Origin of the sequence: Buchnera aphidicola (Pterocallis alni) (assembly GCF_964059075.1) — a bacterium.
In the GTDB taxonomy this organism is placed as follows: Bacteria; Pseudomonadota; Gammaproteobacteria; order Enterobacterales; family Enterobacteriaceae; genus Buchnera_L; species Buchnera_L aphidicola_AN.
On sequence record NZ_OZ060377.1, the window covers coordinates 1 to 23,041 of the forward strand.

Sequence of the window (23,041 nt, forward strand, 5' to 3'; positions counted from 1 at the left end):
TTATTAAATATTTTAGTTCTGTATAATGGTTTATTATTAAATATTTTAGTTCTGTATAATGGTTTATTATTAAATATTTTAGTTCTGTATAATGGTTTATTATATATTATTTCTTGTTTTAAAATTTATTTTTTTTTTTAGAAATTTTTAAAAAAATTATATCATATTTATTTGAAAAGTCAATATAATTTGATTTTTTTTTTTATTTTCTAAACAATTTAGAAAAATTTTTTATTGTATTAAATAATTAAATTTATCTAGTATGTTTATTAGATTTAATTAATAAAAGGTATTGTATGAATTGTAAATATAATTATTTTGATGTGATTGTAGTAGGTGGTGGGCATGCAGGTATTGAAGCTGCTTTAGCATCATCACGAATGGGTTATAAAATTTTGTTATTAACTCAATCAATGAATGATTTAGGAACCTTATCTTGTAATCCTGCTATTGGGGGAATTGGGAAAAGTCATTTGGTTAAAGAAATAGATGCGTTAGGTGGTATGATGGCTATTGCAGCTGATTATTCTGGCATTCAGTTTCGTACTTTAAATGCTTCGAAAGGTCCTTCAGTTCGTTCGACCAGAGCACAGGTTGATCGCACAATTTATAAAAAATTTGTTATTAATACTCTAATGAATCAAAAAAATATATTTCTTATTTTAGAAGAAGTACATGATTTAATTATAAAAAATGATACTATTTTAGGTGTACAAACAATAAATAATAATTTTTTTTACTCTTCTGCAGTAATATTAACAACTGGTACTTTTTTAGGTGGTAAAATCTATTTAGGTTTAAAAAAATATTCTGGTGGTAGAATAAATGATAAATCATCTATTAAATTATCTGATAGGTTAAAAGAATTACCTTTAAAGATTGGAAGATTAAAAACAGGTACACCTCCTCGAATTGATATTCGTACTATTAATTTTCAACTTTTAACTAAACAATGTGGGGATTCTTTAGAATCAGTATTTTCTTTTATTGGTAATAAATATCATCATCCTCCACAAATATCTTGTTATTTAACTCATACTAATGAAAAAACACATAATATTATTAAAAAAAATCTTCAATATAGTCCTATGTATTCCGGTATTATATCTGGTATTGGTCCTAGATATTGTCCTTCTATTGAAGATAAGATTATCAGATTTCCAGACAAAAAATCTCATCAAATTTTTATTGAACCAGAGGGTTTGAATTGTATAGAAGTTTATCCAAATGGTATTTCAACAAGTTTACCTATTAATGTACAACAACAATTAGTTAATTCTATTAAAGGTTTAGAATATGCTAAGATTATTAAACCTGGTTATGCTGTAGAATATGATTTTATAGACCCTACTGGATTAAAGTTGACTTTAGAAAGTAAATTTGTTAGTGGATTATTTTTAGCTGGTCAAATTAATGGTACTACTGGGTATGAAGAGGCTGCTTCTCAAGGATTATTAGCAGGATTAAACGCTTCTTTATATGTTTCTAATATGGATGGTTGGTATCCAAGAAGAAATCAAGCTTATTTAGGTGTTTTGATTGATGATCTATGTACTAAAGGTACTAGTGAACCATATCGTATGTTTACAGCTAGAGCAGAATACCGTTTATTATTAAGAGAAGATAATGCTGATTTAAGATTAACAAAAATTGCGAGAAATTTTGGATTAATTAATAATTTAAGGTGGGAAATATATAATAAAAAAATTCTTAATATTCGTAAATTAAAAAAAAAAATAAAAGATTTTTTTATTTATCCTAATAGTCAAATTTCTAATGTACTGAATGATGTTTTTCATATTAAAATACACAAGAAAACTTATATATCTGATGTAATTAAGCGTCCTGAAATGAATTTTTTAGACATTTTAAAATCAGAAATTTTTTCTATTTTTCATACCAATTATGATGCATTATATGAAGTTATTACACAAATAAAATATCAAGGTTATATTTTAAAACAAAAAAAAGAAATTATTAAACATATAAAAAATGAACATAGTATTTTACCTATTTCATTTGATTATAGTAAAATAATAGGATTATCCAATGAGGTAATTGTACAATTAAATTTATATCAACCGTATTCTATTGGGCAAGCTACTCGAATTCCAGGAATTACTCCCGCAGCAATATCTATTTTATTAATTTATTTTAAAAAACATCATCTATTAAATTATTGTATTTAATGTTTTTGCTTTGATGAAAATATTTGTATAATAGGAAATTATTTTAGTATTTCATATTAAGACAAAAATATTTTATTTTTTTTTATACTGTGTTATTGTAATAGATAAAGGTAATTATTATTATGTTTTTAAAAGAAATTTTTGATTCTGGAAAATATATTAGTCATCATTTACATCATTTACAATTTGATATTAAGCATTGTACATTTGTACATACACCACATATTTTCAATTATTGGGTGATAAATTTAGATTCTATTTTTTTTTCCTGTACTTTAGGTGTTTTATTTTTATTTTTTTTTTATACAATATCTAAAACATTATCTATTGATAAGCCTAATAATTATCAAATTTTTATTGAATTAATAGTAGATTTTGTCAATCAAAATGTAAAAGATATATATAAATCTAATAGTATATTAATTGCTCCATTATCTTTAACAATTTTTATTTGGATTGTGTTAATGAATTCTATGGATTTAATTCCGATAGATTTCATACCTTATTTTTTAAGATTAATATTTGGAATTAATTTTGTTCGAGTTGTTCCTTCAGCAGATATTAATATTACTATTTCTATTGCTTTATCAGTATTTGTATTAATTATCTATTATTCTATTACAGTTAAAGGTATTTTAGTTCTGATAAAAGAATTATTTACAATTCCATTTAATAGTATTTTTTTTTATCCAATTAATTTTTTATTAGAATTAATATCTTTATTATCTAAACCCACTTCTTTAGCATTACGTTTATTTGGAAATATGTATGCAGGAGAAATGATTTTTATTTTAATTGCTGGTTTTGTACCATGGTGGTTACAGTGGGTTTTAAGTGTTCCTTGGGCTATTTTCCATATTTTTATTATTTTATTGCAAGCTTTTATTTTTATGATTTTAACTATTGTTTATTTATCTTCTGCTTCAAGCAAACATTAATGTTAAAATTTATTATTAATAATTTTAATAAGTGAATATATTATGCATAATTTGAATATTTTATATTTATCAGCTAGTTTATTAATTGGTTTTGCTGCTATTGGTGCAGCTGTTGGGATTGGTATTCTAGGTGGAAAATTTTTAGATGGTGCAGCTCGTCAACCGGATTTGATTCCTATTTTACGTGCTCAGTTTTTTATTGTTATGGGTTTAGTAGATGCTATTCCTATGATCGCTGTAGGTATAGGTTTATATATGATTTTTGGATTATCTAAATAATAATATTGTTTTTTTGAATTATTGTATATTGATATGTAAGGATAAAGATTTTATGGATTTAAATGCAACTATATTAGGTCAATGTATTTCTTTTATTTTGTTTGTTTGGTTTTGTATGAAATATATTTGGCCGAAAATTATTTATGTTATCGAGTGTAGAAAAAAACAAATTATACAAATACATTCTAATTTAGAAAAAGTCAAACAAGATATAAAATTAGCGAAATTAAAATCATTAAATATTATTAAAAAGTCTAAAAAAAAAGCTGATTTAATTATACAAGATGCAGAACAGAATAAATATTTACTTTTAGAAGAAGCTAAAAGACATGCTCAAGAAGAAAGAAAACGTATTTTAGAATATACATTATCTGAAATTAATATACAAAAAGAAAAAATTAAAAATGAATTAATTGATCAAACGAATCATTTAGCTATTGAAATAGCTAATAAAATTATTAAGCATTCTTTTAAATATAAAGATTATGATGGTGATTTTTTTAATAAATTAGTAAATAATTTTTAACTATGGGAGATAAAATTGAGTGCAACAAGATATAATGATTATATCTAGATCGTATGCTAAAGCTATATTTGAATTTTCATTACAATATAATACTTGTAATGAATGGAAAATATTTCTTAAAAAATTTGATAACTTTGTGCATGATAAAAGAATGCAAATATTTTTTTATGGTATTTATTCGGAAAAAACAATATTAAATTTATTTATAATATATGCTAAATGTAAAATTAATGTATATGAAAAAAATTTAATTAAATTATTAATTTTTTATAAAAGATTTAAAATTATAAAGTATATTTTTATGTTTTTTATGGAATTATATAATAATTATTTCAATATTATGAATATTGAAATAATTTTTTCTAGAACAATCAGTATAAATAATATTAAGAAAATTTGTTTACTTTTACAAAATATATGTCATAAAAAAATTCATTTAACATATAAAATAAAACCATCTATTATTGATGGAATAATAATTCGTTCTAATGATGTTATAATTGACGACTGTATTTTAAGTCGTATAAATGAATTATCTACCTATCTATTATCTTGAGAGAGAAAATAAATAAGATATGCAATTAAATTCTATTGAAATTAGTGAATTAATTAAACAAAGAATAAAGAAATTTAATGTTATAAAAAAAATATCTAATCAAGGAGTAATTATTTCTGTCAGTGATGGTATTATACGTATTCATGGTATTAATCAAGCGATGTTAGGAGAAATGATTTTTATATCAGAAAACTTATATGCTTTAGCTTTAAACTTAGAAAGAGATGTGATTAGTGCAGTAGTTATGGGTGTATATATCAATCTTGTTGAAGGGATGTTTGTTTATTCTACTGGTAGAATCCTCGAAGTTCCTGTTGGATTATGTCTCTTGGGTCGTGTTGTTAATGCTTTAGGTGAATCTATTGATGGCAAGAATAAAATTGTTCCGAAACAATTTTTTCCTATAGAACAAGATGCTCCAGGTGTAATTGAACGTATTTCTGTTTCTGAACCTATGCAAACAGGTTATAAAGCAATTGATGCTATGATTCCTATTGGTAGAGGTCAAAGAGAATTAATTATAGGGGATCGTCAAACTGGTAAAACAGCATTAGCAATAGATACAATTATTAATCAAAAACAATCGGGTATTTTTTGTATTTATGTAGCTATTGGGCAAAAACAATCTACAATTTTACATATTATTAATAAGTTAGAACAGTATAATGCTTTATCTAATACTATTATAGTTGTTGCATCAGCTTCCGAATCTCCTGTAATGCAATATATTGCTCCTTATGCCGGTTGTGCCATGGGTGAATATTTTCGTGATCGTGGAGAAAATGCACTAATAGTATATGATGATTTATCAAAACATGCTATTGCATATCGCCAAATTTCTTTATTATTACGTAGACCTCCTGGAAGAGAAGCTTTTCCTGGTGATATTTTTTACCTCCATTCAAGGTTGTTAGAGAGAGCTTCAAGAATTAATGTAGAAAGTGTTAAAAAACGTACTAATGGATCAATATGTAATAAAACTGGTTCTTTAACTGCTATACCTATTATAGAAACACAATCTGGAGATGTTTCTTCTTTTATACCTACAAATGTTATTTCTATTACTGATGGTCAAATTTTTTTAGAATCTAATTTGTTTAATAAAGGTATTCGTCCTGCTATTAATCCTGGTATATCAGTATCTAGAGTAGGTGGATCTGCACAAACTGATATTATTAAAAAACTATCTTCTAAAATTAGAACATCTTTAGCACAATATCGTGAATTAGCTGTATTTTCTCAATTTTCCTCTGATTTAGATCAAATTACTAAAAAACAATTAAATCATGGGGAAAAAATTACTGAACTTTTAAAACAAAAACAATATTTTCCAATGTCTGTAGCAGAACAAGTATTAATTTTATTTTCAGCAGAATATGGTTTTATTGAGGATATTGCTTTAAATGATCTTCTTGTTTTTGAGCAAAAGATTATCAATTATTTTAATAAATATCATAGTGATTTAATAGAAGAAATTAATAATTGTATTAACTATAATGATATTTTGAAAATGAAATTACAAAATAGTATAATTGAATTTAAAAAAAAATATTATTAAGAAATAAAATATATATTTTATTAATATTGATTAAGGTTCTAATATGTCTAATATTAGATTGATAAAGAATAAAATTGAAAGTATTATGAGTACAAAAAAAATTACACGTACTATGGAAATGATTGCCATTTCTAAAATGCGTAAAGCGAAAAGTAGATTATTATCTAGTCAACCATATTTAACTATTACTAAAAAAATATTTTTTAATATTATGCAAGCAAATTCTAAATATCAACATTTCATTTTTAAAAATAGAATAATTATTAAACATGTTGCGATTATAGTTATTTCTTCCAATAAAGGATTATGTGGAAATTTAAATAACCATATATTTCATGAAGTAGTTAATATGGTGCATGATTATAATATTAAAAATATTCAATGTAGTTTATATATTTTTGGTTTAAAAGGTTTTTTATTTTTTCGCAATAAGAATTTATTTTGTAAAAAAAAATATATTAATCTTCATGAGGAAATTAAACATGATGAATTAGTAGATTTTGTTAATAATTTATTAAAAAAATATAAAAATACCAAAATTGATAAATTATTTATATTAAATAATTTACTATATACAACAGCAGATAAAAAGATTAATATTTTACAATTATTGCCTATTTCTACACAAGATTTAAATAATCACACAAATCTTTATTATAAAAAGTGGGATTATTTATATGAACCTGATTCTGTATTAGTCATTAATATATTATTAAAAAAATATATTTTATTTCAGATTTTTCAATGTATATTAGAAAATATCACATGTGAACAATCTACTCGTATGATAATTATGAAAAATGCTACAGAAAATAGCACATCTGTCATTCAAGAATTGAATCTTATATATAATAAAACACGTCAATTCAATATTACACAAGAATTAATTGAAATTATATCAGGATCTTCTGTAGTGTAGTATAATATATATTAAATTTAGATTATGATATTAAGGAATGTATATGCATACTGGGAAAATTATACAAATTATTGGAGCTGTAATTGATGTTGAGTTTAATAAAAAATATATACCTAAAATATATTATGCTTTAGAAGTACAGTTATTGAATAAAAAGGTATTAATTTTAGAAGTACAACAACAATTAGGATCAGGGATTGTACGAACTATTGCTATGGGTTCATCAAATGGATTGCAAAGAGGATTATCAGTAATTAATTTAGGTACTTATATTAAGGTACCAGTTGGCAGTGCTACTTTAGGTCGTATTATAAATGTGTTAGGTGAACCTATTGATATGAAAGGTATGATTCAAAATAAAAACGGATCAAAAGTAGAATATTGGCCTATACACAGAGCAGTTCCTACATTTCAAGAACAGTGTAATTCACAAACAATTTTAGAAACTGGAATTAAAGTTATTGATTTAATTTGTCCTTTTATCAAAGGGGGGAAAGTTGGATTATTTGGTGGTGCTGGTGTAGGTAAAACAGTAAATATGATGGAGTTAATACGTAATATTGCGGTACAACATTCTGGTTATTCTGTTTTTACTGGTGTGGGTGAGCGAACAAGAGAAGGTAATGATTTTTATTATGAAATGCAATCTTCTAACGTGTTAGATAAAGTTTCTTTAGTGTATGGGCAAATGAATGAACCTCCAGGGAATAGATTACGTGTTGCTTTTACTGGATTAACTTTAGCAGAAAAATTTCGAGAAGAAGGAAAAGATGTATTATTATTTATTGATAATATATATCGGTATATATTAGCTGGTACAGAAGTTTCTGCTTTATTAGGCAGAATACCTTCTGCTGTTGGATATCAACCAACATTATCAGAAGAAATGGGAATACTACAAGAACGGATCACTTCTACTAAGTCTGGTTCTATTACTTCAATACAAGCAGTATATGTTCCAGCGGATGATTTAACTGATCCAGCACCAGCAATTACTTTTTCTCATTTAGATTCTACAATTACATTAAGTAGACAAATAGCTTCTTTAGGAATTTATCCAGCAGTTGATCCTTTAAATTCTAATAGTAGGCATTTAGATATTTCTTTAGTAGGAGAAGAACATTATAATACAGCTAGGAAAGTACAATTTATATTACAAAAATATCAGGAATTAAAAGATATAATAGCTATTTTGGGTATGGATGAGTTATCTGAAAATGATAAATTGTTAGTTTCTAGAGCTCGAAAAATACAAAGATTTTTATCACAGCCTTTTTTTGTTGCAGAGGTGTTTACTGGATTTCCTGGGAAATATGTTTCTTTAAAAGATAATATTAAAGGATTTAAAGGTATTGTAGAAGGTTTATATGATGATCTTCCAGAACAAGCATTTTATATGAATGGAACTATTGAAGAAGTAATACAAAAATCTAAAAAATTATAGTTTTTCCATTTAGTATATTGATATAGGGTATTTTATGAAATGTTTTTTATATGTTGTAAATATTGAGAAATATGTTTTTCAAGGATATATGAAAAAAATTTTTGTACACGGTATTGAAGGTATGTTAAATATTTATCCTGGACATTCTCCTTTATTAACATTAATTAAACCAGGCCTTTTACATATTACGACTGAAGATATGAATGATATTTTTTTTTATATATCTAATGGTATTTTAGAAGTACAACCTGATATAGTTCATGTATTATCTGATATTATTATTCATACAAATGATTTAAATTATTTAAGTATGATTCGAGAAAAAAAAAAAATCATCAAAAAAATGGATTTGTGTACTTCTATTGTAGAAAAAAAATTTTTGAAAAATCAATTATTACAAATTTCGCAAAAGATACGAATTAGTAAAATAATAAATAGTAAACCATAAATATAAATAAATATTATTTTATATTATATTAAAAATAGACATTTTCTACCATTAATGCATGATCTTCAATAAATTTTTTTCTTGGTTCAACTAAATCACCCATCAGGGTATTAAATAATTTATCTGCAGTAATAGCGTCTTTTATTGTGATTTGTAACATATTTCTAGTTTTTGGGTTCATAGTAGTTTCCCATAGTTGTTTTGGATTCATTTCTCCTAATCCTTTATATCTTTGAATATGTATTTCTTTTTGAGCTTCTTGTACTAACCAATCAATAATTAATTGTAAGTTATTTGTACTATGTACTGTATTATTTATTTTTAGAAAATATTTTATGTTAGTTATATTTTCCCATTTTTTTTTTATTTTTTGTATTTTTTGATATGTATTACTTGTTAAAAACTTTCTTGTAATATAATAACTATTTTTTTTTGCATTCCATTGATCACATTTAATAATTATTATTTGAAGTATTTGATTGTTTGTATTTTTTATTATTGTATACGAATATTTGATATATTTATTATTTTTATTTAAATTATTTATAATTTGGTCTATCCATTTTTTTATTTTGTTTATTGTATCATTTATGCAAATACTGTTTTGGTATATTAGTTGGTGAATAATTTGATTAGAAAAATTGTATTTTTTTTTTTTTAAGGTTTGTTTAATATTTATATATTTTAAAATAAGTGTTTTAATATTTTTTAATTTTTTTGTATCATGATTGTTGTTTTCAGTATAAAAATGTAATTTTTTTAAACCAATAGTGATTTGTTTGTGGTACAATGCTTCATAATTTTGAATATAAGTTTCTTTTGTTCCTTGTGTAATTTTATATAAAGGAGGTTGTGCTATATATATATGTCCTCTTTCAATAATTTCCGGCATTTGTCTATAAAAAAATGTTAATAGTAGTGTACGGATATGTGATCCATCAATATCTGCATCAGTCATAATAATAATATTATGATATCTTAACTTATCTGGATTATAGTCTGTTTTTTTAATTCCACAACCTAATGCAGTAACTATGGTTTTTATTTCTTTTGATGAAATAATTTTATCAAATTGTGCTTTTTCAACATTTAATATTTTACCTTTTAATGGCAAAATTGCTTGATTTTTACGATTTCTCCCTTGTTTAGCAGACCCCCCAGCTGAATCTCCTTCTACTAAATATATTTCAGATAATTTTGGATTTTTTTCTTGACAATCTGATAATTTACCAGGTAATCCATTTAAGTCAAATAATGCTTTTTTTTTAATGATATCTCTAATTTTTCTTGCTGATTCTCTAATTTTAGTAGCTTGAATAATTTTAGTAATAATGAGTTTACTATCTTGTGGGTTTTCAAGTAAAAAATTATACAAGTATTCTGTTATGACAGATTCTATAACTGGTTTAATTTCTGAAGAGATTAATTTTTCTTTTGTTTGAGAGGAAAATTTTGGATTGGGCATTTTAATAGATATAATTGATGTTAATCCTTCTCTAATATCATCTCCATTGGTTTGAATTTTATGTTTTTTATTATATCCTTCTTTATTTAAGAAATTATTTACTGTACGAGTGAGAGCGCTTCTAAAACTTGATAAATGTGTTCCTCCATTGGTTTGAGGTATATTATTTGTAAAACAATAAATTCTTTCTTTAAAAGAATTATTCCAATGCATAGCAATTTCTACTGTAATATAATTTTTGGTAGTATAAAAGTATATAATTTTTTTATGAATTTTAGGTTGATTGATGGTTAAAAAGTTAATAAATTCTTTTATACCTCCTGTATAATTATATTTATTGTATATGTTTTTTATTTTATTTTTAAGTGATATAGTAATATTCGGATTTAAAAAAGATAGTTCTTGTAATCTTGTAGATAATATGTCGTATTGAAAATGAATTATATTTTTAAAAATTGTATAACTTGGTAAAAATTGAATTTTTGTTCCTGTTCGATGAGTTTTTCCGATAATTTGCAATTGATTAGTAGGTTTTCCATTAGAATATGTTTGTTGGTATATTTTTCCATTTCGGTATACTGTCAATGTTAATTTTTGAGATAATGCATTTACTACAGAAATACCTACTCCATGTAATCCACCTGATATTTTATATGTGTTATTGTCAAATTTACCCCCAGCATGTAACATAGTTAAAATTACTTCTGCTGCCGAGATCCCTTCTTCTGGATGTATATCAACAGGTATACCTCTTCCATCATCTTTGATAGATATTGAATGATCTGTATGGAGAACAACTTTAATTTTTTTACAGTACCCTGCTAATGATTCATCTATTGCGTTATCTATTACTTCAAATACCATATGATGTAATCCAGTTCCATCTTCTGTATTCCCTATATACATTCCCGGTCTTTTACGAACAGCATCTAACCCTTTGAGGATTTTTATATTAGATGAATTATAAGAATTCAAAATTTTTATTTCCTTATATAAATATTATATGTTGATATATTATTTGGAATTGAAAAAAAGTATTTATTTTTTTTATATTTTATCAATACTATATTTTATAAAATTAGAGGCATGATAATATATAATGAATGAGCTTCTTGATTATTTTCTATATATATACTAGATTTATATTTTGATAATGAAATTTTTATAGTATCGTTTTTAATCATTTTAATAACATCTAATATGTAGTTAATATTTAATGTTAATTCTATAGGTGTATGATAATAATTGATTGAGAATTTTTCTCTTACTTGATCATTATTTTCGTTATTTGTACTAATGGTACACTGTCCGTTATTAAGATATAATTTTATTCCTTGAAATTTTTTATGTACAAGTATAGAAGCTCTATTTAATGCTTGATATAGTAAATCACGGTTGATTTGTATAATAGTATGAAATTTTTTAATTAATAGATTTTTATAGTTTGGAAATTCGTTATCAATTAATTTACTTGATATAATATATTGATTAATATAAAATTTTATTGTTTTTTTTCCAATGATGATGTGTAATACTTTATCAGTATTATCTAATAATTTTATTAATTCAAGAATTGTTTTTTTTGGTATAATTATTGTCGGAATGTTGTTTATTGTTGGGATTTTGATTTTAGATATTGCCATTCTATAGCCATCTGTTGCTACTGCATAAATTTTATTTTTTTTAATTTTAATATATATTCCATTTAAGTAATTCCTAATATCTTGATTTGCAATACAAAAATGTGTATTATAAATAATATTTTTAAATTTTTGATGCGAGATATGAAAATTTATTGTTTCTTTTTCTTTTTTAAAAATAGGAAAATGTTTTGCATTAAAAATATTTAATATAAAATAAATATTTTTATAAAATATACGGATATGATTATTATTAATAGAAACTTGAATTTCAGAATTATTAGGAAAGCTATGAATAATATGTAATAGTTTTTTCCCGGGTATCACTGCTTTTCCATTTTGATATATTTTTATACATGTAATTTTTGTGATAAATTCTATTTCTAAGTTTGTACTGATTAAAAATACATTATTTTCTTTAATTATTAATAAAATATTATTTATAATAGGTTTTTCATGATTAATAGAAATAATATGGTTTAATTTTTGTACTGGTTGTAGAAAATTTATTTTTTTTATTATAAAGTTCATTTTTCAATAAATATACTATTAATTATTTTTTTAATCTTGGTATAATAATCATATTAATAAAAATTTTTTCAAAAAAAATTTATTTTATTATAAATATTTTTTTTTAAATATGATATATTAATTTTTTATTTAATAAATATTTGTTTATATAATTAAATTTTAATATTTTTATATTATTTATGATATAAATAATATTTATGATATTAGAACATAAAAAAATTTTTATAAATTGTATATTATATTATTTTTTAATTATAACATTATTATTTATGAATAAATTTTATATTATAAGGGTGGAACAATATGAAACGTACCTTTCAACCATCTCGATTAAAAAGAAGTCGAGTACATGGATTTAGAAAGAGAATGTCTACTAAAAATGGTCGTAATATTATTGCACGTAGAAGAAATAAATTAAGAATTCGTTTAACTGTTGCTAGTTATTAATTTTACTATGGATCGTAGGTTTTTTTTTAAAAAAAAAATGCGTTTATCAAATACAGATTTTATGAAATTGTTTAAAAAATCTACTAAATTTGAAAATAATCAATTAATTGTTTTGAGCTGTTTAAATAGTTTGTCTTTTGCGAGGTTAGGAATAATAGTTTCAAAAAAGGTTTCTAAACATGCATATAAACGTAATTTAATTAAAAGGATTATTAGAGAAAGTTTTAGATGTGTGAATTATAATTTATTATACATGGATTTCATTATAATAGTAAAATATATCGTTTCCAAGTTGGATAAAACCAGAATGCATAAAATATTTCAACATGTATGGATGCGTTATTGTAAGTAATATTTTGATATTTGTATATATTTTTTAATAATATTTAAATAAATTTTTAAAAAAATTTTCATGTGTTGTACAATGAAAAACAAATGACATAGAATATTTATAATGATTTGGAAACGTATTTTTCTATTTTTTATATTTTCTTTATTTGCTTGTGTAATATGTAAAAGTATTTTTTTATATTATAGTGAATTAAATTCTGTGCAAATGCTTTTACAAAACAATGAAAATGTAAGGTATATTGCAAAACAATATAATCAAGATATTATTAATGTTAAAACCGATACTTTAGATGTTGTAATTAATTTACATAATGGAGAGATTGAACAAACAAAATTATTAAAATATAAAAATAAATTAAGTAGTTTTAAAAAATTAACATTATTTAGTAAATATGATAACTCAGGATCTATGCATAGTGGAATAGTTCAAAAAAATGATATAAATCATATACATATTAAGAATAAAATACATTTTTTTACTTATAAAAAATATTTTGAATTAATTAACGGGGAAAAGATATTATATGTTCCAATTTTTTCTAATCAAAATAATGGAATTCGTTTAATTAAAACTTTTGTTTTTAAAAAAGGTGCTTATGATATTGGAGTTGAATATAATATTAAAAATATGAGCTCAAAAAAAGAATCTTTTTATCTGGTTGGTTCGTTAAAACATCAAAATATGCCTTATAATATATTTCAGATGTTCAATAGGAATATTACCAAAGATAATTTTCATGATGTTGCATATTCTTGTGATAATTGTAAATATCATAAATTATCTTTTAATTCTATCTCAAATAAGAAAAATTTATCTTTTCATTCATATACTGGATGGATTTCTATGATGCAAAAATATTTTACAATTGCATTCATATTAAATCATTCTATTCATAATACTATTCATATTTATAAAAATCATGATAATCAAATAGTAATTGGATATAAGTCATCTGCTTTTACTATTTTACCACATCAGGAAAAAGTTTTAAGAACTACTTTATGGATTGGTCCAAAAATACAACAAGATATGTTATTAGTGGCACCTTCTTTAAATTTAACTGTAGATTATGGATTATTTTTTTGGCTATCTGAATTTTTTTTTAGAATGTTAAATATTTTACATATATTATTAGGAAATTGGGGTTTTTCTATTATTTTTATTATATGTTTAGTACGTTTTATAACATATCCTTTAACTAAAATGCAATATATTGCAACTGTTAAAACAAAAATGTTACAACCTACAGTAAATAATATAAAAGAAAAATTTAAAGGAGATAAGAAAAGAATTAATGCAGAAATATTAAAATTATATAATAAAAATAATATTAGTCCATTAGGTGGTTTAATTCCTATTTTAATTCAAATGCCTATTTTTCTATCTTTATATTATATGTTGGTTAATGCTGTTGAATTAAGACATGCTCCATTTATATTTTGGATTGATGATTTATCGAGTCCAGATCCTTTATGTATTTTACCAATTTTAATGGGAATTAGTGGTTTTTTAATACAAAGAACATTACCATCATACCATTATTCTAGTTCTTTAAAAGATATTATCATTAATTTTACCCCTCTAGTATTTACTTTATTTTTTTTATGGTTTCCTTCTGGTTTAGTACTTTATTATATTTTTAGTAACATCGTAACAATAATACAGCAGTTAATTATTTTTTATGATTTTAAAATAATAGACTAATATAATATAACATTATTGATTATTTTTAAAAAAAATTATAATAAGTATATTATATGATTAATGATACTATTGTTGCACAAGCTACTCCTTACGGGCGATCAGGAGTAGGTATACTTAGAATATCGGGTTCTAAAGTTAAAAATATTGCTATGAAAATATTAGGGATTTTACCTAAACCAAGGTATGCTTCCTATTGTTCTTTTTTAGATAATAAAGGGTGTGTTATTGATATAGGGATAGCCTTATTTTTTCCAAAACCACATTCTTTGACTGGAGAAGATGTATTAGAATTGCAAGGACATGGTAATCCGATTATTTTAGATTTGCTTATTAAATCTATTTTATCTATTAACCATGTTCGGATTGCTCACCCTGGAGAGTTTTCTGAACGTGCTTTTTTAAATGGTAAAATAGATTTAATACAAGCAGAATCTATCATGCAATTAATATCTGCTAACTCTGAAATAGGAGTTAAATCTTCTATTAGATCATTACAGGGTTTATTTTCAAAACAGATTAAAAATTTAATTAGTAAAATTATTAATATTAGGTCTATTATAGAATTAATAATTAATTTTCCAGAAGAAGATATTGATTATAATCTAGATAAAATAGGAAAAGAATTATATAAAATTAAAGATCTTACAGATATTATTGATAACACAGCTAAATTAGGTTGTATATTATATGATGGTATTAAAGTTGTTTTAGTTGGTCCCTCTAATTCTGGAAAATCAAGTTTATTTAATAAATTATTATTTAATAATTCTGCTATAGTTACTAATATTGAAGGAACAACTCGTGATTTATTACATGAAAGTATTTATATTGATGGTATGTTATTTACTTTAACTGATACAGCAGGTTTTCGATCTACTAATGATGTTATTGAGAAAATAGGAATTAGAAAAACTTGGGAACAAATTAATATAGCTGATCATATTTTATTAATTATTGATGATAGTCTATTGTTTTCTCATAAACAAAAAATAATTTATAATTATATATCTCAGTTTCCCAAGAAAACGAGAGTGACAATATTATTTAATAAAATAGATATTTCTGGTAATAAATTAGGAATAAAAAAAAACGAATCAGGACATACTTGTATTAACATTTCTACAAATACCGGAGTGGGTGTACAATTATTAAAAAAACATCTACAAGAATCGGCTATAGGCAAAGAAAATTATGATGTTGAACCTGTATTTTTAGCTCGTAATCGTCATATAAATATTTTAAGTTTAATAATAAAAAGATTAAATATTTGTATAAAACAATGGAATGTAAGTAAAAATATTGAATTTTTATCAGCAGATTTACAAATTATACAAGATTTATTAAATACAATAGTTGGTGCAGTGACTTCGGATACTATATTAGATAATATTTTTTCTAATTTTTGTATTGGAAAATAATTTTTTATAGGAAAACAATATATTATGCCCGAAGGCGGAATTGAACCACCGACACGGGGATTTTCAGTCCCCTGCTCTACCGACTGAGCTATTCGGGCATAGTTACTAATATTAAAACATATAATCTTATTTTATGTCAAATATTTTATGAAATAAATTGTTTATATGCATTAGTTTTATAAGATTATTGAATTAATTAATTATATTATGCTTATTATTTATTCTTGAATATTTTTATATATATCCATATAATTAAAAATGTACTTCAATAGAACGTTTTTTTGCTTGCAATAAATTAATTTTTATCAAATATTGTTTTTAAAGAAATTCATGTATAATGAATTTGCGAGGTATTATAATATGAAAATTCGTCCTTTGCATGATAGAATCATTGTAAAAAAACAAGAGGTAGAAGCAAAATCAGCGGGTGGTATTGTTTTAACTGGTTCGGCAGCTGGTAAATCAACTCGTGGAATAGTTCTTGCTATTGGTAATGGTCGCATTTTAGATAATGGAAAAATTCGAGCATTAGATGTAAAAATTGGCGATGTAGTGATTTTTAATGAAGGCTATGGTGCGAAAACAGAGAAAATTGATAATGAAGAAGTATTAATTTTAACAGAAAGTGATATATTAGCAATTGTTGAAAATTAATGTATTTTTATTATATGATAACAATATCTTTATATTTTAAGGAAGGATAACCATGGTAGCGAAAGATGTAAAATTTGGAAATGAAGCACGTGTTAAAATGCTTAGAGGTGTCAATGTATTAGCAGATGCTGTTAAAGTTACTTTAGGCCCCAAAGGGAGAAATGTTATTTTAGATAAATCCTTTGGAGCACCTAGTATTACTAAAGATGGTGTTTCTGTTGCAAGAGAAATAGAATTAGAAGATAAGTTTGAAAATATGGGTGCACAAATGGTAAAAGAAGTAGCTTCAAAAGCGAATGATGCTGCTGGTGATGGTACTACTACTGCTACTTTATTAGCACAATCTATTGTAAATGAAGGATTAAAAGCTGTTGCTGCTGGTATGAATCCTATGGATTTAAAGAGAGGGATTGATAAAGCTGTTATTCAAGCAGTAAAAGAATTAAAAAATATGTCTGTACCTTGTTCTGATTCTAAAGCAATTACTCAAGTTGGTACTATTTCTGCTAATGCCGATGAAACTGTTGGTACATTAATTGCTGAAGCAATGGAAAAAGTTGGAAATGATGGGGTGATTACTGTTGAAGAGGGTACTGGGTTACAAGATGAATTAGAAGTTGTGAAAGGTATGCAATTTGATCGTGGTTATTTATCTCCATATTTTATTAATAAATCCGAAACGGGTTTAGTAGAATTAGATAATCCTTATGTTTTAATGGTAGATAAAAAAATTTCTAACATTCGTGAATTATTACCAATTTTAGAATCTGTTGCAAAATCTAGTAAACCTTTATTAATTATTTCTGAAGATCTTGAAGGGGAAGCTTTAGCTACTTTAGTAGTGAATTCCATGAGAGGTATAGTAAAAGTTGCTGCTGTAAAAGCTCCAGGTTTTGGTGATAGAAGAAAAGCTATGTTACAAGATATTGCTATATTAACTTCTGGAACAGTAATTTCTGAAGAATTAGCAATGGATTTAGAAAAATCTACTTTAAATGATTTAGGTCAAGCTAAAAAAGTAGTAATTACTAAAGACACAACCACGATTATTGGTGGATTTGGTAATAAATTAGAAATTAAAAATAGAATACAACAAATTAGACAACAAATGCAAGATGCATCCTCAGAATATGATAAAGAAAAATTAAATGAAAGATTAGCAAAATTATCTGGCGGAGTTGCAGTTTTAAAAGTTGGTGCTGCTACAGAAGTAGAGATGAAAGAAAAGAAAGCTAGAGTAGAAGATGCATTACATGCTACTAGAGCTGCTGTAGAAGAAGGAGTAGTTGCTGGAGGGGGTGTGGCTTTAGTAAGAGTAGCTGGTAAAATTGCTAATTTAGTTGGTCAGAATGAAGATCAAAATGTTGGTATCAGAGTAGCTTTAAAAGCAATGGAAGCTCCTTTACGTCAAATAGTTGCAAATTCCGGAGAAGAACCATCAGTAGTAACAAATAATGTTAAAGATGGTATAGGGAATTATGGATATAATGCAGCTACTGATCAGTATGGAGATATGATTCATTTCGGTATATTAGATCCTACTAAAGTCACTCGATCAGCTTTACAATATGCTGCTTCTGTTGCTGGATTAATGATTACAACAGAATGTATGGTGACAGATCTTCCAAAAGATGAAAAAAATGATTTAAATACTCCAGCACCAGGAGGTATGGGTGGTATGGGTGGAATGATGTAAGGTTATATTAATTTTATCTCGGATGACGAGGTATATATTAATAATTACCCCGAAAAATTTTTCCTTTGGTGTAGGGGTAATTATTAAAATATATTTATTATTAATGAAATGTGAATAAAATTTTTATGAATATGTATTATAGTAATGATTTTAAAGTAGGATTGAAAATCCTATTTGAAAAAAAACCATTTTGTATAGAGTCAGTAGAATTTGTTAAACCAGGGAAAGGAAGAGCTTTCTCTAGAGTCAAATTGAGAAATTTATTGAATAATCAATTAATAGAAAAAACATTTCGTACTACAGATTATTTATTGAGTGCTGATGTTATAGATGTAAAATTAACGTATATTTATCATGATAGTCAATATTGGTATTTTATGGATCCGGTGTATTTTAATCAATTTGTATTAAATAAGTTTATTATGGGGGAGAAATACAAATGGATTATAGAAGGAAAGAATTACTTAATTACTTTATGGAATAATCTTCCAATATCAATTATATTAGATAATTTTGTTGTTTTTAAAGTTATTAGTATTCTTTCAGAAAAAGAGTTAAGTAATAATTTATTTATTGATAATAAATATAATTTTTGTAAATTACATACTGGAACAATATTAAAAGTACCAGTATTTATTAAAATTGGAGATATGATTAAAGTAGACACTAGAACAGGGGAGTATGATTCTCGATTTAAAAAATAGATTATGATGAATAATATTTTCTATAACTCTTCCAATTGAAATGTAACCATAGTGTATTTTTTAAATTAATTCTATCCATAATTCTCCTTCCTAACAATTGATAAATTGATTGAGTATTTAAATTAGATAGTATACCAGTTGATTTATTAGAAGAGTATCTTTTATCTATAATTTGATGTAGTATCATTTTTTCATATTGTGATTTAGTTTGTATTCCAATTTCATCTAATATTAGTAAATCAATATTACTAAGGTAATGGATAAATTTTTTTTCTGTTATTTTATTATTTGTATTTTTAAATGTAGATTTTATTTTTAACATTAATTCTGATATTGTGATAATACATACTTTTTTTTTTTGTGATATTAAATATTTTGCTATAGCTGTTGCAAGATGATTTTTACCTGTTCCGGGTAGACCTAAAAATACAAAGTTGGATTGATTTTTATTAAAATTTTTTGCATATTGTATAGATTTATTTAATACATATTTTTGTTCTTTATATTTTAAGTTATAATTACGAAATGAACAATTTATATGTAATGTTTGAATGCCAGAGTTTTTGATAAGATTGTTTTTTTTTATTGTATTGTTTTTTTGAATAATATTTTTAGATGATAACTGCCCTTGTTGTTGATTCCATTTTAGTAACTCTGTATCTTTAGTAAATTTGGGTTTTATATGATGTGGGATAATTTTTTTTAATCTTTTTAATATATACATATTATTTATATTTTATGAAGACGAAATATGAATTATATTATATTATTTTTTAATAATGTTATTTATTGATCAAATATATGGAAAAATTAATATTTTTTGTGTTTTTATTTTTATATAGAGTCCAATTTGGTGGATATTGAATATTATTTTTTTTATATGTCTCAATATATATATATCCATTTTTTTTAAGTAAATTGTTTTTATTAATTAAATAAATGGTTTTTTGTAGAATATTTGCATGATAAGGTGGATCTATAAAAATAATATCATATTGATATTGATTTTTTTTTAACCACATTAATGTATTCGTATGAATAATATGTATATTTTTTATATTTAATCTAGTAATATTTTTTTTTAGATGTCGTATAATGTAATAGTTTTTTTCTAATGAAACAACATATTTTGCATACCTTGATATTGCTTCAATACTAATTGATCCACTTCCAGCAAAACAATCTAAGCATTTGGCATTATGTACTTTATTTGATACCCAATTAAATAATGTTTCTCGAATTCGATGTAGTGTTGGTTTTAATTTGTTACTTTGAACAATATTAATTATTTGACCTTTTAAATATCCAGATATTATTTTAGTACTATTTTTTTTTTTGCTTTTTATATTATTAATTTTCATTAATTCATTATTATCTTTTATGATTGTAGTACATATTGTGTTTTTAAAATTTTTAGGAATTGTATTTTGTGTACAAAACATAGTATAGTATATTTTTTAAATCAAAAAAGTAATGATACTTTATATTTTCCTATTAATTCATTAAATGATATCAAGAAATACGATAATAATTTTATCATACCAGGTAATTCGGAAATTAAATTCGTAAAAAACATTTTTGTAAATAATTACTTTAGCTCTATAAGTTTAATAAAAAATTTTCAAACAAAATTGTTACAAAAGAAAAAAAATTTTTTTGGTAAAATAAAAAATTTTTTTTTAAAAAATAAAATTGATGATATTTTTTTTCAAAAATTAGAAAAAAATTTATTAATGTATGATTTTGGTTTAGAAACAACTAATAAAATTGTTAATCATCTAATATGGAAATATAAAAATAATTTTTTTAAAAATGAAAGTGATGTGTATTGTGAATTAAAAAAATTTTTATTATCAATATTAAATATACCATCCTCAAAGATATCAAATATAACAACCGATTATCCTTATATTATTTTTGTTACAGGAGTGAATGGAGTTGGTAAAACAACTACTATTGCTAAATTAGCATATTTATATAAAAATATGGGGAAATCAGTAGTGTTATGTGCTAGTGATACTTTTAGAGCTGCTGCAATTGAGCAATTGAAGATATTAGGGGAACAAATTTCAGTACCAGTAGTGACTGGTGTTTATGGAACTGATCCATCAGCTGTTATTTTTGATGCTATACAATATGTACAGTCTAGAAATTATGATATTTTATTAATTGATACTGCTGGTCGTTTACATAATCAATTACACTTGATGGAAGAATTAAAGAAAAATTTAAGTGTAATTAAGAAACAAGTATTATATGCCCCTCATGAAATACTATTAGTGTTAGATTCTTGTAATGGTCAAAATTCTTTTGTACAAACAAAATTATTTTATAAATATTTAGGGGAAATTCATGGTTTAGTATTAACTAAATTAGATAGTACTGCAAAAGGAGGAGTAATTTTTTCTATATCAGATAAATTATCTATTCCAATAAAATATATAGGTGTAGGAGAAAATTTAATCGATTTATATTTATTTGATCCTCAAAAGTTTATACTAGATATTTTTCCTTAAATACTTAGTATTATTTTATTTTTTAATTTTTTTTTATTGTATAATATTTTTTTTACATAAATGGTATTATGATATATTCTATTTGGTTAAGTATAGATGAGCACTTGAAAAAGTATTAATTTTATAAGGAAAGAAATGTTTTATAATATACAATGTTTAAAAAAAATTTTTTTAAAAGATGTATCATCTTATATACGTAGTGTTAATGCATTTAGTATATTATCTGATGTAGAAGAAAAAATATTAGCTAAAAGAGTATATTATCACTCTGATGTTTTTGCTGCTCGCCATCTTGTTATATCACATTTACGATTTGTTGTACATATTACTCGTACTTATTCTGGTTATGGTTTACCTCGGTCAGATTTAATACAGGAAGGAAATATTGGATTAATGAAATCTATTTTTCGTTTTAATCCAAATATTAATGTTCGTTTTATATCATTTGCTGTATATTGGATTAAATCAGAAATTCATGAGTATATATTAAAAAATTGGAGAATGATTAAAATTGCTACTACCAAATCACATAGAAAATTATTTTTTAATTTAAAAAAAAAAAAAACACACATAGGATGGTTTAATGAACATGAAGTAAAATTAGTAGCGAAATCATTAGGTGTAACTAATTATGATGTCAAGAATATGGAATCAAGAATGTTATCGCAAGATATTAGTTTATTTTCGATTTCTAATGTAGAAAAAGATGGTATACAAGAAAGGAATGTTAAGGATTATAAATCAGATTTTTCGATGTATTTTGAATTATATAATTGGGATAAATATAGTTTAGATAAATTAAATAATGCAATATTAGATTTAGATCCTAGAAGTCGTTACATTGTACGATGTAGATGGTTATATTGTAAAAAAAAAATTAAATTAGAAATCCTTGCAAAAAATTATGGTCTTTCTTCTGAGAGAGTTAGGCAAATTGAACAAAGAGCAATAAAAAAATTAAAATTGCAATATAAATTGTGAATGTGTTAGAAAAAAGTTAATCGTTATTTTATTTATACATCGAGATAGTTATTTTTTTATTTTTATCAATGCTATT

At 23.7% G+C, this 23,041-nt stretch carries 22 protein-coding genes and 1 tRNA gene; 18 read left to right on the plus strand and 5 right to left on the minus strand.

Features of this window, described 5'->3' with window-relative positions:
• Positions 1-296 precede the first annotated feature (296 nt).
• From mnmG to atpC, 9 genes are all read left to right on the plus strand, one after another.
• Entirely contained in the window at positions 297-2,189 is a 1,893-nt protein-coding gene (gene mnmG / locus AB4W54_RS00005; RefSeq protein ID WP_367674451.1) for a tRNA uridine-5-carboxymethylaminomethyl(34) synthesis enzyme MnmG, read from the plus strand.
• A gap of 122 nt (positions 2,190-2,311) precedes the next feature.
• A complete protein-coding gene (atpB, locus tag AB4W54_RS00010) occupies positions 2,312-3,127 on the plus strand; it encodes a F0F1 ATP synthase subunit A (RefSeq protein ID WP_367674452.1) in 816 nt (271 codons plus the stop codon).
• 42 nt (positions 3,128-3,169) lie between these two features.
• Positions 3,170-3,406 (plus strand): F0F1 ATP synthase subunit C, encoded by a 237-nt coding sequence (gene atpE / locus AB4W54_RS00015; RefSeq protein ID WP_367674453.1) that lies wholly within the window; start codon positions 3,170-3,172, stop codon positions 3,404-3,406.
• A gap of 52 nt (positions 3,407-3,458) precedes the next feature.
• Entirely contained in the window at positions 3,459-3,932 is a 474-nt protein-coding gene (gene atpF, locus AB4W54_RS00020) for a F0F1 ATP synthase subunit B (protein WP_367674454.1), read from the plus strand.
• 19 nt (positions 3,933-3,951) lie between these two features.
• The gene (gene atpH, locus AB4W54_RS00025) at positions 3,952-4,488 is read left to right on the plus strand and encodes an ATP synthase F1 subunit delta (protein ID WP_367674455.1); all 537 of its coding nucleotides are present in this window, start codon (positions 3,952-3,954) and stop codon (positions 4,486-4,488) included.
• 19 nt (positions 4,489-4,507) lie between these two features.
• The gene (gene atpA / locus AB4W54_RS00030) at positions 4,508-6,046 is read left to right on the plus strand and encodes a F0F1 ATP synthase subunit alpha (RefSeq protein ID WP_367674456.1); all 1,539 of its coding nucleotides are present in this window, start codon (positions 4,508-4,510) and stop codon (positions 6,044-6,046) included.
• Between the two features lie 43 nt (positions 6,047-6,089).
• Positions 6,090-6,965, plus strand: coding sequence for an ATP synthase F1 subunit gamma (gene atpG, locus AB4W54_RS00035; protein ID WP_367674457.1), 876 nt, complete (start codon positions 6,090-6,092; stop codon positions 6,963-6,965).
• A gap of 43 nt (positions 6,966-7,008) precedes the next feature.
• Positions 7,009-8,409: a F0F1 ATP synthase subunit beta gene (gene atpD, locus AB4W54_RS00040; protein WP_367674458.1), complete on the plus strand. Its 1,401-nt coding sequence runs from the start codon at positions 7,009-7,011 to the stop codon at positions 8,407-8,409.
• Between the two features lie 34 nt (positions 8,410-8,443).
• Positions 8,444-8,857 carry an ATP synthase F1 subunit epsilon gene (gene atpC / locus AB4W54_RS00045; protein WP_367674459.1) on the plus strand — a complete coding sequence of 138 codons (414 nt, stop codon included), beginning with the start codon at positions 8,444-8,446 and terminating at the stop codon, positions 8,855-8,857.
• Positions 8,858-8,885: 28 nt separating this feature from the next.
• On the opposite strand, the gene gyrB is transcribed toward atpC, so the two are convergent.
• Both gyrB and dnaN read right to left on the minus strand, forming a co-directional pair.
• A complete protein-coding gene (gene gyrB, locus AB4W54_RS00050; protein WP_367674635.1) occupies positions 8,886-11,300 on the minus strand; it encodes a DNA topoisomerase (ATP-hydrolyzing) subunit B in 2,415 nt (804 codons plus the stop codon).
• A gap of 92 nt (positions 11,301-11,392) precedes the next feature.
• On the minus strand, positions 11,393-12,493 hold the full coding sequence (dnaN, locus tag AB4W54_RS00055) for a DNA polymerase III subunit beta (protein WP_367674460.1): 1,101 nt from the start codon (positions 12,491-12,493) through the stop codon (positions 11,393-11,395).
• Between the two features lie 303 nt (positions 12,494-12,796).
• Here dnaN and rpmH point away from each other — a divergent pair, with 303 nt between their 5' ends.
• From rpmH to mnmE, 4 genes are all read left to right on the plus strand, one after another.
• On the plus strand, positions 12,797-12,940 hold the full coding sequence (rpmH, locus tag AB4W54_RS00060) for a 50S ribosomal protein L34 (protein WP_367674461.1): 144 nt from the start codon (positions 12,797-12,799) through the stop codon (positions 12,938-12,940).
• Between the two features lie 7 nt (positions 12,941-12,947).
• Positions 12,948-13,292: a ribonuclease P protein component gene (gene rnpA / locus AB4W54_RS00065; RefSeq protein ID WP_367674462.1), complete on the plus strand. Its 345-nt coding sequence runs from the start codon at positions 12,948-12,950 to the stop codon at positions 13,290-13,292.
• 102 nt (positions 13,293-13,394) lie between these two features.
• Positions 13,395-14,996, plus strand: coding sequence for a membrane protein insertase YidC (gene yidC / locus AB4W54_RS00070; RefSeq protein ID WP_367674463.1), 1,602 nt, complete (start codon positions 13,395-13,397; stop codon positions 14,994-14,996).
• A 53-nt stretch (positions 14,997-15,049) separates the two neighbouring features.
• Positions 15,050-16,414: a tRNA uridine-5-carboxymethylaminomethyl(34) synthesis GTPase MnmE gene (mnmE, locus tag AB4W54_RS00075; protein ID WP_367674464.1), complete on the plus strand. Its 1,365-nt coding sequence runs from the start codon at positions 15,050-15,052 to the stop codon at positions 16,412-16,414.
• Between the two features lie 25 nt (positions 16,415-16,439).
• On the opposite strand, the gene AB4W54_RS00080 is transcribed toward mnmE, so the two are convergent.
• Positions 16,440-16,512, minus strand: a tRNA-Phe gene (locus AB4W54_RS00080).
• Positions 16,513-16,774: 262 nt separating this feature from the next.
• Here AB4W54_RS00080 and AB4W54_RS00085 point away from each other — a divergent pair.
• From AB4W54_RS00085 to AB4W54_RS00095, 3 genes are all read left to right on the plus strand, one after another.
• The gene (locus tag AB4W54_RS00085; protein ID WP_367674465.1) at positions 16,775-17,068 is read left to right on the plus strand and encodes a co-chaperone GroES; all 294 of its coding nucleotides are present in this window, start codon (positions 16,775-16,777) and stop codon (positions 17,066-17,068) included.
• Positions 17,069-17,120: 52 nt separating this feature from the next.
• The gene (gene groL / locus AB4W54_RS00090) at positions 17,121-18,764 is read left to right on the plus strand and encodes a chaperonin GroEL (protein WP_367674466.1); all 1,644 of its coding nucleotides are present in this window, start codon (positions 17,121-17,123) and stop codon (positions 18,762-18,764) included.
• Positions 18,765-18,874: 110 nt separating this feature from the next.
• Positions 18,875-19,468 (plus strand): elongation factor P, encoded by a 594-nt coding sequence (locus AB4W54_RS00095; RefSeq protein WP_367674467.1) that lies wholly within the window; start codon positions 18,875-18,877, stop codon positions 19,466-19,468.
• A gap of 1 nt (position 19,469) precedes the next feature.
• Here AB4W54_RS00095 and AB4W54_RS00100 read toward each other — a convergent pair whose 3' ends face one another.
• Both AB4W54_RS00100 and rsmD read right to left on the minus strand, forming a co-directional pair.
• Positions 19,470-20,192, minus strand: coding sequence for an ATP-binding protein (locus AB4W54_RS00100; RefSeq protein ID WP_367674468.1), 723 nt, complete (start codon positions 20,190-20,192; stop codon positions 19,470-19,472).
• 58 nt (positions 20,193-20,250) lie between these two features.
• The gene (gene rsmD, locus AB4W54_RS00105; protein ID WP_367674636.1) at positions 20,251-20,829 is read right to left on the minus strand and encodes a 16S rRNA (guanine(966)-N(2))-methyltransferase RsmD; all 579 of its coding nucleotides are present in this window, start codon (positions 20,827-20,829) and stop codon (positions 20,251-20,253) included.
• Between the two features lie 66 nt (positions 20,830-20,895).
• Between rsmD and ftsY the strand changes: the two genes are divergently transcribed.
• Both ftsY and rpoH read left to right on the plus strand, forming a co-directional pair.
• Complete coding sequence (gene ftsY, locus AB4W54_RS00110; protein WP_367674469.1) at positions 20,896-21,984, plus strand: signal recognition particle-docking protein FtsY; 1,089 nt, start codon at positions 20,896-20,898, stop codon at positions 21,982-21,984.
• 135 nt (positions 21,985-22,119) lie between these two features.
• Positions 22,120-22,965, plus strand: a complete 846-nt coding sequence (gene rpoH / locus AB4W54_RS00115; RefSeq protein ID WP_367674470.1) for an RNA polymerase sigma factor RpoH — start codon at positions 22,120-22,122, stop codon at positions 22,963-22,965.
• Positions 22,966-23,041 lie beyond the last annotated feature (76 nt).

Coding starts and splice junctions, on each gene's coding strand:
- atpE (WP_367674453.1), top strand. CDS start 3,170: ATGCATAATTTGAATATTTTATATTTATCAGCTAGTTTATTAATTGGT.
- rsmD (WP_367674636.1), bottom strand. CDS start 20,829: ATGAAAATTAATAATATAAAAAGCAAAAAAAAAAATAGTACTAAAATA.
- atpB (WP_367674452.1), top strand. CDS start 2,312: ATGTTTTTAAAAGAAATTTTTGATTCTGGAAAATATATTAGTCATCAT.
- groL (WP_367674466.1), top strand. CDS start 17,121: ATGGTAGCGAAAGATGTAAAATTTGGAAATGAAGCACGTGTTAAAATG.
- rpoH (WP_367674470.1), top strand. CDS start 22,120: ATGTTTTATAATATACAATGTTTAAAAAAAATTTTTTTAAAAGATGTA.
- mnmG (WP_367674451.1), top strand. CDS start 297: ATGAATTGTAAATATAATTATTTTGATGTGATTGTAGTAGGTGGTGGG.
- atpF (WP_367674454.1), top strand. CDS start 3,459: ATGGATTTAAATGCAACTATATTAGGTCAATGTATTTCTTTTATTTTG.
- atpA (WP_367674456.1), top strand. CDS start 4,508: ATGCAATTAAATTCTATTGAAATTAGTGAATTAATTAAACAAAGAATA.
- dnaN (WP_367674460.1), bottom strand. CDS start 12,493: ATGAACTTTATAATAAAAAAAATAAATTTTCTACAACCAGTACAAAAA.
- atpG (WP_367674457.1), top strand. CDS start 6,090: ATGTCTAATATTAGATTGATAAAGAATAAAATTGAAAGTATTATGAGT.
- yidC (WP_367674463.1), top strand. CDS start 13,395: ATGATTTGGAAACGTATTTTTCTATTTTTTATATTTTCTTTATTTGCT.
- atpC (WP_367674459.1), top strand. CDS start 8,444: ATGAAATGTTTTTTATATGTTGTAAATATTGAGAAATATGTTTTTCAA.
- rnpA (WP_367674462.1), top strand. CDS start 12,948: ATGGATCGTAGGTTTTTTTTTAAAAAAAAAATGCGTTTATCAAATACA.
- AB4W54_RS00100 (WP_367674468.1), bottom strand. CDS start 20,192: ATGTATATATTAAAAAGATTAAAAAAAATTATCCCACATCATATAAAA.
- AB4W54_RS00085 (WP_367674465.1), top strand. CDS start 16,775: ATGAAAATTCGTCCTTTGCATGATAGAATCATTGTAAAAAAACAAGAG.
- rpmH (WP_367674461.1), top strand. CDS start 12,797: ATGAAACGTACCTTTCAACCATCTCGATTAAAAAGAAGTCGAGTACAT.
- mnmE (WP_367674464.1), top strand. CDS start 15,050: ATGATTAATGATACTATTGTTGCACAAGCTACTCCTTACGGGCGATCA.
- atpD (WP_367674458.1), top strand. CDS start 7,009: ATGCATACTGGGAAAATTATACAAATTATTGGAGCTGTAATTGATGTT.